Below are 13520 nucleotides of genomic sequence, written 5' to 3'. Positions count from 1 at the left end.
AGCCCCCCTTTTTAAGGGGGGTTGGGGGGATCGAATTTTATCCAAACCGTATTGGGTGTTGGGTTGTTCGCATAAACCAATTACCAAGATTCATCCTTCGCTTTCCTCGATTGGTGTGAGCTGTAACCAACCTTCAGAAAGTGCTTGGGGGGCAGAAAAAGTTGCCTTGATATTGACGGGTTTGATATTAGTCGTTTCTAGCCAGTCGCTCCCGCTTAGGCTTAACCATGACCATGCATATTGTGGGACTTCTGGCAAGGGAATGGAAATTTCTCCTTGATTCGATAAAACGGGAGTCGAGAGAAAATGAACCTCGATTGCCTGTAATGCTTCGTTATAATTTTCTGGGGGTAAGCGCAATTCTTGATTGGGCAAAATCCCAGAGGTAGTATGAATCGTGCCTCGCGGGTCGATTAACATGGTTACGTATTGGGGCGGCGCGTCTACGGTTTGGTCGAAATACACCAAGCCTTCCGCTTCGGTTTGAATTAAGTCATTATTAATGCGATTGCTTTGGGGTGCATAAAAAATGTTTTCCTCATAGTTGTAATCGTCTCCTTGGTGAACTTCTCGCCAGTAACCGACTAATCCATCGTTGAGTTGCTGGTAATCTCCTAAGCGGATGGGAAATTTGACGGCACCGAAGCCGCGAGTTGTTGGGTTGTTTTCGGCGGTGATGCTGACGCTGGGATCGCTTGCGGGAAGCCCTTGGACTTCTAAGTTAAAGGTGGCTCGCGCGATCGCAATTGGTCGCCCCACCAACAACGCTAAACTGGGATGCTCGGCAAAGTTTTCGGGGTCGATGGTATCGAGAGAATTGATTAAAACGGAGATGAATTCTTGCTGAAACTCCATCCCTCGCTCTAGTAGATAATGCACCAATTTTTGCAGGTGAGGATTGGGGAGTTCAGGATAGTTGCGAGCATTGCGGGATAAAGTGCTACCGGGAGCAGAACGCCAATTCCCCGCGCGATCAATTAATCCCACCGCCTGACCGCGATCGCTATAAAATTGCAAGTTACTGTCAAGATTATTGGGCACTATCCAACCGCAGACAGGGGTAATGGCAGGGGCTGTGGTCATTTGTTCTTCGTTTTGGCTATCTGCTGCTATCCAGTGGAAGTTAAGCCGGGCTGGTTGTGCCAAACGGGGGGGTAATAGTACCTGATAGTTGGAATTGGGCGGTGTCATCTGGGTCGTTGTCACTACATCAGTGTCTATTCCCGTTTTAATGACTTCCTTAAATTGCCCAAAGGTATCCACTAACCGCAGAGTCGTAATTTTCAGCGCCCCACTGCGGATGGGATTGAAAATGTCTAGGTCAAGAATCTTGTATTGTAGGGTGTTGCCCAAGTTCCAACGCACCTGTTCATGGAATAGTTTGCGCCCTGGATTTTCGTTGAGAGGGTCGTCTATCTCTACGTATAGGGTCGGTTGGTAAAGTAGCAGCGTATCGTTAAACCCGCCGATCGCCTGGGCTTGACATTCTAGAGTCTGCATTTGTTCGTAAGCCCACAGCGCCACCCAGATGGGGTTTTGGGCTTTTTCTAAGTCTGGGATGTCACCGATGCCCGACTGGCTTCTATACCAAGTTGCGATCGCACCGAAATTTTCGCTGAGGTAGTCTTCTGTTTGCTGCTCTTCCGGAATCTCGTTACCGCTGTAATAAAGGGGAAGCAGTTGTTCGCTGAGATAAATTGTCAGTCGCTCTTGAAGTATCAGCCCCGCTGCCGGCGTCAGGATGCTCAGACCGTTATAAGTCTGGGCAGAAGCGGCAAAATTGCTTTCATTGCCTGGTTTTAGAGAGAGGTCAATGGCGTTAAATTCTAAGCTGTAATTGTCGAGAATGACTTCGGAATTATAATCTGCCACTGGATCACCGGGACGGCAGGGGAACATCTGAACTGCCCAATCCATCAAAAAGGGAGACCAAGGTTGTTGTGTCCAATGATTAAACCCGATCGCGTCTGCGCTAGCAAGTGATGCCAAATTGTCAATCTCGTTCTGAAGGCTGGTTAAAGTTTCCGGGGGTAAAGTTTGCAGATTTAGAGTTGCGTTCAACAGATGGCAATTTAAACGTTTGTCATTTCGCAAGCGTCCATCTCTGCTGTGCCGTAGGGAAGCGCTGGCCGCCTCACCTGCCAACAAAATTACCGGATCATTAGCTCGCCAGTAACGCTGAGAGGGAAATTGTTTGAGGATATATTGGGTTGAGGCTGTACTGTTGTAAGTTGCGATCGCATCAATTAGCTCATTAATTGCCGTTGCTAGTCGGTAAGCTAGTTGAGGTTCTTCAGAAACAGGAATATATGTCGGGGGAATATAAATATTTAAAACGCTATTTTCAACTTTGACAGTATAGGTTTGCCCTTGGTCGTTGATTTCCCATTCCTGGTTTGGTGTTACTTCTGTAACGTCTATCTCTATAAGCTGATTTGTTTTAACGGGTGGTTGGGGGAGAAGTTTGACATTGCATTTTTCAAACTCAATTTGTAGATAGTCATACCAATCTGAACCCGATACAGTCCCTGCAACCGCGTCGTTTAAAAAATCTACGCAATCATCCAAATAATCCAACTTCGAGTAAATGCTAAAGGATAAAGTCGCCGCAGCTGCTCTAAAATTGCCCGACCGAACCCTGTGAATTTCCATAAATTCCAACCGTCCTGTCTGGCTGAGGGCGGCCCGCAAGGGATTGAGCAACTTGTCAGTCGTGGCATTAAGAACATCCGCAGCAGCTTCGCCACCTTCCTCATAGGCTTCTTTCATGAACTCATACCAGTGGGCATACAACTGCTGGCGCTGGGACTCGATGTTAGCCAGTGCCTGATTGTATTCTTCTTGCAGGTGATTAACTTGATTGAGTTGGTGAGCCAATTCTAATGGCAGCGTTAGGCGATTTTGGTTTGAGAAAGTTCTTGTAATGGTTTCATTTGTCTCTGGAACTTGAGGTTGAATCGACCAGAGAATTCCCGCGCTGCGCGTGCCAAATCCCTGTTCGTGGCGAGCTTCTCGTAATTTGGCATCGAGGTCGAGTTTGCGTGACTCCAAGCGTTCTGACAGTTGTAGTGCTTCTAGTTGTTCTTCTACAAATTGGCGAATCTGCTTGCCTGTGTCATTGGTTTCGGAGTTGTAACTATGAGCTAGATAGGCTGATAGTGCTTCTGGTGCTGAATTACCCACAGCAATTGTTGGTTCAGATAAGGTACTGATGCGATCGCTTGCTGATAGAACTAATCCTGTAGACTCAAAGGTAATTCGTGAAAAGTAAAGACTCTGCCCAGGAAACTCTCCATCAAGGTCGAATGTCCAACGAAATTCCTCTTGTAGGAGTTCTAGCAATTCCTCAGAGTCTTTCCCCTGGTTATTTTCCAACAGAGTTTTTAAGCAATCCTGTTGCTCCTCACTATACCAACCGATGACATCGTACTGTAACCCAGCCGGGGGATTGGTTGTAGAATAATCGCCGTCATAAAAGCCAAAAACACTCTGACAGTTGGGATAAAAGGCCGCAAAGGTCGCTTTAACAGAGTCAAATAGAGGAACTTCAGCCTTGGGGCCGATGGCGGTCAAGGTTTCTATATACTCACGACCAGAATTACTATTTTGTGCTTCTTGCCATGCTGAAAGTTCCAGAGTCCGCCCCATATAGCGATAACGCTGATAAAATTCTGTTTCCGGATCAGGACGCTCGATGAGAATGTTGATGGTATCAGCTGGTTCCTGATCTTCAGGGTAGAGGTAGTCACTTTCAACCACCCATTGCTTAGTTCCTTTATCCCCTCCCTGACGCAGAATCAACCAGCGATTGGGGACTAGAGGAAATTTCGTGCCAGTGGCGCTATGTTGGCCTCGTGTTAAGCCATCAGGTAATGACCAATGCAGATGAATCCCGGCTTTTAGGGTTAATTCTTGGTTAAAAAGTGGGGCGAGAACTTTTTCGCCCAGATTAGCCGTGCCATCGGCATTCGTCTCCCCGTTGTACATATAAGGTAATCGGCGATAGTCTGCCAGTGCCCTAACCACTCCGGTCTCTTGCTCTAGGCATAAGGCATCGAGATGGATGGGAACGAGTAAGAGGTTGGTCATAACTTTACAAACCTTTGTGGTTAGTTCAGGTAGCTGTGCCTTAAGTCACAAAATTGGGAATAGCTGATTAAATTATGCCCAGTCTAGTGCGATCGCTAAATAAGTAGGCACGAATCAATCCAACTATGTAACAAGTAAATTTCTGAAAACTCTGATGATTGCTTTGTTTCACCCTGTTACACTCGCAATAATTTACTTATAAATTTTCTCTCCTACTTACTTAATTCCAAATCTTAGTTAGAAGCATTCCATTTAGATGAATACTCCTCACCCTCCTAGGATAAAACTACAAAAATAAAATAGACAAAAAGCATACCTCATAAGCTTTTTTAATTTTTAATTTTTAATTTTGCCCTGCGGTACCGTTACGAATTTCACCACCTTTAAATGGCTACTTTTTAGTGCTTACCCATTGACAGAAACAACAAGGTGTGAAATTATATGAAATAGGAAGTTTTATGCCTTTATTTAAGAATTGATTTTGCCACTACCAGATGGATATAGACATCTATCAAAAGTCTGAAACGACCCAAGTAAACTCATCTAAATTGGTATAAATTATATATATTTAAACAAATTGCTATATATAATAAGGTGTGCTAGACTCAAGCTGTAACACACCCTACTTAAGATTTAATTTGTTTTCTGTGATTTGATAGCCATCGCTTTTAACAGGGTATCAAAGAATCATATTTACCCAGCACTGCCATATCTTCCTCATCTAACTCTACCGGAATCCCACTGCGAATTAGTTCTGAAAAATCTTCGTTGGGAACCATAATTGTCAAGGTATACAAGCGACTATTGCCTGTATTTTTAATCAAATGTGTGCCAGTAGGAGGCACTAATAAACTATCCCCAGCTTTGATTTGCATATTTTTACCATCGCAAATCGCCATTCCTTCTCCTTTGAGGACAAAAAACATTTCCAATGCCCATTGATGACGATTGGGCGGCGTTTGTCCACCAACATCAAATATTTCCACACAACAAGTTAAAGAAGTATTAGCATTTGTGGAATCAAAAATAATCGCTAACCGATTGGAGTCCTGGGGACTGATGCGATATGTTTGGTAATCTTTAGGAGATTTGATCACCGGAATTACACAACGAGTAGCGTACATTTATTTATTCCCCCCTATTGATTCAGGGTTATTTAGCGCTGTTAACATTGCTGCTGTGTCAGTAACAAAACCGAAGCACTGTTTCACGTTGTATAATGTCGCCAGCCAACAATATTCTGGCGAAGTTGTAGCAGTGCAGTCTTTGACTAACACGCAGTCATATCCTAAAAAGTTGGCGTCACACAGGGTAGTCAAGACACATTGGTCAGCATTAACGCCAGCAAATAATATTGTCGTCGTTCCGAGATTCCGCAAAATACTATCTAAGGGGGTATCCCAAAATCCACTCATGCGGTATTTATCCACGTGGACATCTGTCGGTAGTTGTGGGAGTTCGTCTACTATCGCCGCCGCCCAACTACCTGCCATGAGTACTTTAGCACCATTACTAGGTAAAGGATCGCCCAAGCCAACGCCGTCACCTGTGGGATTGTAGACATGAAGTGAACTCGCACTAATATTGAGTAGGTCGGGACGATTGCCCCAATTTACCCAAATTACGGCAACACCTGCGGCACGAAGTTCTGGAAGTAAGGTTTGTAAGGGTTCGATGGGTTGACGCGCCCTACTGACATCAACGCCGATATGCGCTAACCAGCCATCTGGGTGGCAAAAGTCGTTTTGCATATCGATAATGACGATCGCAGTTTTTGCCAAATCTAGGCGCAGGGTTTTCGTTTCTGTGGATAAAGTAACCGGTTGTGGCGTCTTTGGCGGACGAGTAATATCTGCGATCGCTTGATTCACACCCCAAGCATTTGGTGCAACGCCCAATGTCCGAACAGGTAGATTCATAAATTGCAACACCCGACACCGTTTTTTACTTTGTAGCCTGAAAATCTGTTAAACCTTCGATTCCTTAATCAAGGTTAAATATCCTCATGGCTACCATTAGGCTTATTTCACCTGGTAGATGCGAAAATTAGTAACCCATGAAAAGATACTAAAACCTTAATTTACAAGGGGTGGGACTTGTCGTCTCACCTTTTTATGGTAATCAAACAATAACATCAAAAACCGCTAGCGGTGGATGTCTAATAGGACGGTTGCGGGTGCCATTGGAATTGATTCCCATCGCTTCTTGTCAATAGTGGCAATTATCCGTCTCTTCGGGTTCAATTAAATTTGGGCACTTGCTACTCAAAAAAAGCCCGAAACCCATTGGTGGAGGTAACTCGTGAATTTTATTATCCAAAATGTTCTAATTCCCGTTGAAAGTGGTTACACAACCGTAGATGTGCAGGTTGTGGACGGTAAAATCGCCGCCATCGCCCCTCAGATAGATGCGATCGCCCCCATCATCGATGGTAAAAATAAACTGTTGTTGCCCGGTTTCTTCAACGCCCACACCCACTCTTCAGAAATGTGGCAGCGGGGAATTATGTCAGTTTTGCCTTTAGAATTATGGCTGGCGGAACTGTATGATTTTGCCCCCCTCGATCCCGAACAGGTATATCTCAGCGCTTTGGGGACGGCGGTGGAAACCCTGCTTTCTGGCGGAACGAGTGTGGTAGATCATTTGGTGTTAATTCCAGGACTTGAGTTAGAAACCATCGCCACCGCTGTTCGCGCTTATCGAGAAGTGGGGATTCGCGCCTTTATTGCCCCCTTAATTCAAGATGAATCGATTACCGCAGGTATTCCCTCTGGAGAATCAGCCCAAATTCATGAACCTTATTTCCGCTCAACGGCAGCTACTCTGGAAATTATCGAAGAAGCGGTGCGGCAGTTTCATCGGCCAGAAGAGGGGGTGAATATTTTAGTTGCACCGACGGGGATTCAGTTGTGTAGCGATGCTTTGTTTACTGGATGTATTGAATTAAGTAACCGTTACAATCTGTGTCGTCATTCCCACCTACTGGAAACCAAAGCACAGGAAAAACTTGCCCTAGAGAAATATGGTTGCACCGCTGTTGAACATTTATGGCATATTGGCTTTTTAGGCGATCGCACAAGTCTAGCTCATTGTGTCTGGTTAACTGATGCTGACATCGCCATTCTTGCACAAACCCAATCCACAGTTGTTCACAATCCCCTGAGTAATCTGCGTTTAGGCAGTGGCATCGCCCCAATTTTAAAATATCTTCAAGCTGGGGTAAACGTGACTTTTGGTTGTGATGGCGCTTCTAGCAACGACTCCCAAGACTTGTTAGAAGCAATCAAAATCGGTTCCATCTTGCACAATGTTACAGACTTAGATTATCAGCATTGGATTACACCCCGGCAATCAGTAGAAATGGCATCTTTGGGAGGGGCAACAGGACTGAATCTCGCGGATAAACTCGGTTCCCTCACCGTCGGTAAACAAGCCGATTTAGTACTTTATGACCTTACCAACTTATCACTGCTGCCCCGTACAGATCCCATCGGTTTATTAGTTTTAGGGCGTCCCACCAATGTTGTTGATCACGTTTGGGTGAATGGCAAGCAAATTGTTGCCGATGGAAATGTTACCACCATCAACGTTGACAACTTGCGGCAAGAATTATTTAACCGCAGTCAGTGGGAGACATCGCGCAAATCTCAAACTGCGGCTCAATTGGAGCTTCATTATCGCACAGTCATGGGTTTGTGAAACGCACCAGATAATCTTTCTCCCCGTACCTCTGCGTTAAAACTCCTACCTAATTTTAAATCGGAATTTGAACCACAAATTCCGAACCCTGTCCCTGTACAGAATTTACCTCCAAAGTGCCACCGTGTTTTTCCACAACAATTTGACGGGCGATCGCTAATCCTAAGCCCGTACCTTTACCAACAGCTTTAGTTGTGAATAAATGATCAAAAACCTTGTGTTTTACCTCCACAGACATTCCTATGCCATTATCACGAATCCGAATCAAAACATGTTCTTGCTCCTCACTCAGGCAAGTTTGAATCTTAATTTCATTAGGATGATCCTTAATCTCGTGAAAGTTCATCCCAACATTAGACTCCTCTAAAGCATCAATAGCATTTGCCAGCAAATTCATAAATACCTGATTGAGTTGACCAGGGAAACATTCTACAAGCGGTAAATTTCCGTAGTCTTTGATTATTTGAATAGCGGGACGAGTTTCTGATGCTTTTAAGCGGTGCTTGAGAATCAAAATTGTGCTGTCAATGCCTTCGTGAATATTGAAAGCAACTTTGTACTCTTGATCTACTCGCGAAAATGTACGTAAACTGTTGCTGATACTGCGAATGCGGTCAGTACCAAGTTTCATCGAAGAAATCAGTTTGAGCAAATCTTCGCGCAGATACTCCAAATCAATTTCTGCAATTTCCGCCTCAATTTCTGCACCCGGCGCAGGAAATTGTTGCTGATAGAGGTCGATAATCTGAAATAAATCCCCAATCGAGTCAATAGCAGGTTGTATATTACCCGCAATAAATCCCACAGGGTTGTTAATTTCGTGGGCTACACCCGCAATTAAATTCCCCAATGCAGACATCTTCTCACTCTGCACCAGTTGTAATTGCATCTCCTTCAACTCAACCAGAGAAAATTCTAGCTTTTGAACATACTCTTGTGACTGCTGATAAAGACGAGCGTTTTCTAAGGAAATAGCAGCTTGGGAGCAGAGGAGTTTGAGGACGGTGAGGCGATCATTTGTAAATACCCCAGCAATCAGATTATTTTCTAAATAAAGAATGCCAATCAACTTCCCTTGATGGAGAATTGGGGTACACAGTAAACTTTTAGGTTGATGTCGAATAATGTAAACGTCAGAAGCAAAAGAAGTTTTTTCAGTTGCATCATATACCACTAATGTTTCTAAGGTATTTTTGACATAGTTAATCAGGTTAAGAGGGATATCTTCGCTGAATTCGATGGGGATAGATTGCATAATAGTTGGTGCTTGATCGACTGTGGCGATCGCTTCTATCACCCAACTATTATGCTTCAGCAAAATCAGTACAGATTTTTCAGAACCTGCATTTTCCATCACCACTTGCATTAATCTAGAGAGTAACTTCTCTAGCTGAATTTCACTAGACAAGGCTTGAGAAGCTTTGAGAACACTTGCTAAATCTAGAGCTTCGGAAATACTTGTGCTGCTAGATGAAATGGTTTGAGCATCGCTAAAAGTATGTTGGGAAGTTCTACTAGAAGTAGAGAGACTTTCGCTAGTATTGAGGCGATTTTTTTCCGGTTGCAATATAGGGGCAAGTAATTGAGTATAACGTTTTTCTAAGTCATCAACTTTGGCTTTAGCACCCCAGAGAGCATAGCAGTAGTAGGCATTTGTCAAATAGATTTGGGCAAATTTCTCTTTGCCCCATTTCAAATAAAATTGGGTAGCGAGTTCATTAGCGAGGGCTTCTTCTTGGATATATTCGTTTTGTTTTGCTCCAGCAATCGCGCGATCATATTTCTCAGCCGCTACCCAATTTTGACCAATTACTCGCGCCTTTTCTGCCTCTACTAAATCGTACCGATGCTGATTATTCATTGGTGCATGCTCTGCCCAAAATTTCATTTTTTCTTGATTGATTTCAACTTGCTTTAAGTACTTTTGTTTCTCAGGAATTTCTACTTGGGAATAATTGCCAAGCAGCGCCAATGAGTGATAGAAGTTGAGAATGACAACTTGCATAAAACCAAATGCAGATCCTGCCATATCCTCCGCTAACTTCACTTGTTTCAAAGCCTGGTCATAATCTTTAAAGTGGTAAAGCAGAATTGTTTTGGCTACATAAAAAATGAATAACACTGTGCCGCTTTTGGCAGCAATTAAACGAGGTAGAATTTGAGCTTCATCAAAGCTATCGCCAATTAATAAACATTTATCCTCAGATAATCCTTGCAAATTCAAACCTAGTTGTCGCCATACTTGAGAAAAATGAATAGGTATTTCTTGTTTGATTTTTATGCAAATATCTATATATATTGCTTGTTCCTGAACAGCTAATTCCAGTTTGTCTGTGGAGAAAAATAGGTAACTACATAGGTTAGCAGCACAATAACCGCCCCACTCAATATCTCCTGTATCCAACCCACTTTGTACCCCTTCTCGTAGAGAAGCAACACTATTCTTAGCATGTTCTTTCCAGGTTCTAATATTGGAATTAAACAAATTGTAAACTCTGGCTTTGAGTTCTCTAGCATCAAACTTATCTAATAATTTTAAAGCAATATTTCCAGCATGATATCCATCGTTTAATTTGCCGATTCCAGATAGTAACAAACCATAAAAACCATAGGCAAACGAAGATAAAGCTGAATTACCATGTTCAATACAGAGATTGACCATTGTAATGATGATTTGTGGAAAAATTTCTGGCTTGGCCATAAAAACAGGAGCAGACAGAATTTTTAAAATCTGCATTGCTGACAGTTTATAGGGATCAGTCATCACCCATATTTCTTCAAGTTCAGCTATATTGGGCAATTCTACAACTAAGCTATCATCTCCTTCTAAACTTATCAGAGAAATACCTAACTTTCCTAAAATTATCAACCCAAGTTCGACGGCTTTAACCATCTCTAATTGAGCGATATAAATCTGCATTTGAGCTTCATATAACTTAACCTGATCAAGCAGAGTATTTGTGTTTTGTAGAGCAACTTTAGTCAGGTTAGTTGAGCGCTCAAAGTTAATATTTAAATATTCCGCTTCGATGGTTTCGATGTAGAGTTTCAGTGTTAAATCATACTGACACTGCCAACTATCAGCCGACAGCATTTCTAATCCAGCATTCAGATACCTAACTGCTGGTTCATAAGCAGTGGCTGACTTAGCTTTGTGTCCTGCTATCAGATTGAGTTGAGCCAGTTCCTTTTTTTCTAATTGATTGGTGATTAAATTCGCTCCAACATTAAGCTGATTAACAATTGCAAAGATATGATCTTCCTTTTCTCTAAATGATGTGTTTTTCAACAGGAGTTGTCCAATTTTTAGATGTGTTGCTTTTTTCTGTCCTTCGGGAATTAGCAAGTAAGCAGCCTGTTGTACTCTGTCATGAAGGAATTTGTAACAGACTGTTAGTTGTTGAAGTTCATTGATATATGACTCAGATTGAAAAAACTTGTAAACTTCACTGGTGGGAATAACCAGTCCTTCTTGTAATGTTTTCCACAGGTCAACTGCTGTTTCTGATTGAGATTTTTCATAGACAATAGCGAGAGTTGCTAAATCAAATTCGTTGCCAATACAAGCAGCAAACTTTAATACTTCGATAGTGGCTCGTGGTAACTTTTGCAATTGCAGTGCCATAAACTCAACCACGTCGTCTGTAAGTGCTAATTCTTTGATTTGAGCAATGTCACATTGCCAATAGCCTACATTGAAGTTAAAACTAATTAATTTATTTTCATGCAGGAATTTGAGAAATTGATTAGCAAATAAAGGATTGCCCTTTGTTTTTTGATAAACGAGTTTTGTAAACGGTACGGCAATTTCTAGCGAGCAATTAAGAGTATCAGCGATGAGGTAATTTAAATCTGTTAGATTGAGCGGTTTTAGGGTAATACTATTAATGATGGCTCTAGTTTTTTTAATCTCGCTTAATGTCAACATCAACAAATGTGTTGGCTCAACCTCATTATCACGATAAGCACCAATTAGTAATAAATAGGGAGTAGATGTTTCAGTCATCAGCAATTGCATCAACTTTAGAGATGCTGAGTCTGCCCATTGTAAATCATCCAGAAAGATTACTAAGGGATGGTCTTTGGTGGTGAAAACTTGGATGAATTTCTGAAATAGTAAATTGAAGCGATTTTGTCCAGCACTCCCCGAAAGTTCTCTTACTGGCGGTTGTTGTCCGATAATTTTTTCTAGTCCGGGAATCACTTCGATAATTACTTGAGCATTCTCACCTAGTGCTGCCAGAATTTTAGTTTTCCACTGTTGTAACTGAGCATCAGTTTCACTTAGTAATTGCCAAGTTAAGTCACTGAGAGCTTGTACAAACGCCGAAAAGGGAATGTTGTGCTGAAATTGGTCATATTTGCCTTTAATAAAATAACCCCGTTGTCGCACAATCGGTTTGTGGACTTCTTTAACAATGGCAGTTTTACCAATACCAGAGAAACCCGCTACTAACATCATTTCGGTGCTTCCCTGTGCCACCCGTTCAAATGCCGCGAGTAAGGTTGCTACTTCTGTTTCCCGACCATAGAGTTTTTCTGGAATCTGGAAGCGATCGCAAATATCCCGCACTCCTAGCTTAAACTCATCTATGATGCCAGTCTCTTGCCATTGACACCGACAAGTTTCTAAGTCATGCTTCAACCCCAAAGCACTCTGATAGCGGTCTTCGGCATTTTTCGCCATCAGTGTGCTAATGATCTCAGAAAGAATTGGCGGAATGTCAGGATTCAGGCTATGGACTTGTGGGGGAAGCTTTGCTAAGTGACAGTAGACCAACTCCATCGGGTCCTCAGCAGCAAAAGGTAACTGTCCTGTGAGAAATTCAAAAAAGGTGACACCCAAGGAATAAAAGTCGCTGCGGTAGTCAATTCCCCGGTTCATTCTTCCAGTTTGTTCGGGTGATAGGTATGCCAGTGTCCCTTCCAAAATATTCGGACTGGTGAGGGTTTGTGTTTCTCTCGGAAGTAAAGAGGCAATACTAAAGTCAATCAGTTTTACCTCTTTTGTCGCGGGGTTAATCAAAATATTGGCAGGTTTGATATCTTTGTGAATCACTCGATGGCGATACAATCTATCGAGAATAGAGACGATTTGAAGCGCAATGTCGAGAAAATCCGAGAGGTTGGGGGTATAGTTGGCAGTATATTCCTGGAGAGAAATTCCACCAAAATCTTCCATCACTAAAGCATAGCTGTTTTCATAGTGTTCCAGGCTATAGGTTTCGACAATACCATCAAAATTGAGGTTCTTGGCAATGGTGTACTGATTGCGGAACCTCACAAGTTCGTTAAAGGTGGGATACTCACGCCGCAACAGTTTGATGACTACTGGTTTTTTGTCTGATTCTCTAATGCCACGATGCACTAGGGTTCTGGAGCCTGAATAAATTAGCTCATGTATTTGATAACCAGTTAAAGACACCATAAACTTTTTCTCTCGGCAAAATTAATTTATTTTGATTTACATTGATGGTTCCCACTTAACGGGTGGGCTTAACATTTAGGGAAAAACTTTATGAGAAAATTTTAGTCGGCGATTTTCCGGGATCAATCAATAATTTGTCAGGGTAATTTCCCGGTAGTGAATAAAACAAAGTTCTTACCACGGGGTCATGACGATGAATTAACCGTGTTTATCCATAGCAATCCTAAGTAAGTAGGCAAAAATAAATCAAACTATGTTTTGTAAAGTAAAAAATATTGGAATTAGCTCGTAGTGAGGGCTTCAG

General features: G+C 42.4%; 5 protein-coding genes. 1 reads left to right on the top strand and 4 read right to left on the bottom strand.

Annotation, left to right across the window (positions count from 1 at the left end; genetic code table 11):
* Positions 1-90: 90 nt before the first annotated feature.
* From CYLST_RS19055 to CYLST_RS19045, 3 genes are all read right to left on the bottom strand, one after another.
* Positions 91-4089 carry a hypothetical protein gene (locus CYLST_RS19055; protein WP_015209362.1) on the bottom strand — a complete coding sequence of 1333 codons (3999 nt, stop codon included), beginning with the start codon at positions 4087-4089 and terminating at the stop codon, positions 91-93.
* A gap of 668 nt (positions 4090-4757) precedes the next feature.
* Entirely contained in the window at positions 4758-5213 is a 456-nt protein-coding gene (locus CYLST_RS19050; protein ID WP_015209361.1) for a cupin domain-containing protein, read from the bottom strand.
* On the bottom strand, positions 5214-6008 hold the full coding sequence (locus tag CYLST_RS19045) for a cysteine hydrolase family protein (protein WP_015209360.1): 795 nt from the start codon (positions 6006-6008) through the stop codon (positions 5214-5216).
* Positions 6009-6390: 382 nt separating this feature from the next.
* Between CYLST_RS19045 and CYLST_RS19040 the strand changes: the two genes are divergently transcribed.
* Complete coding sequence (locus CYLST_RS19040) at positions 6391-7788, top strand: amidohydrolase (protein WP_015209359.1); 1398 nt, start codon at positions 6391-6393, stop codon at positions 7786-7788.
* A 55-nt stretch (positions 7789-7843) separates the two neighbouring features.
* Here the strand turns inward: CYLST_RS19040 and CYLST_RS19035 are convergent, their stop codons facing one another.
* A complete protein-coding gene (locus tag CYLST_RS19035) occupies positions 7844-13216 on the bottom strand; it encodes a trifunctional serine/threonine-protein kinase/ATP-binding protein/sensor histidine kinase (protein WP_015209358.1) in 5373 nt (1790 codons plus the stop codon).
* Between the last annotated feature and the right edge of the window lie 304 nt (positions 13217-13520).

This window comes from Cylindrospermum stagnale PCC 7417 (assembly GCF_000317535.1).
GTDB classification, from domain to species: Bacteria; Cyanobacteriota; Cyanobacteriia; order Cyanobacteriales; family Nostocaceae; genus Cylindrospermum; species Cylindrospermum stagnale.
The sequence above is the reverse complement of the archived record's forward strand: the minus strand, read 5'-3'. Positions and strand labels throughout refer to the sequence as shown.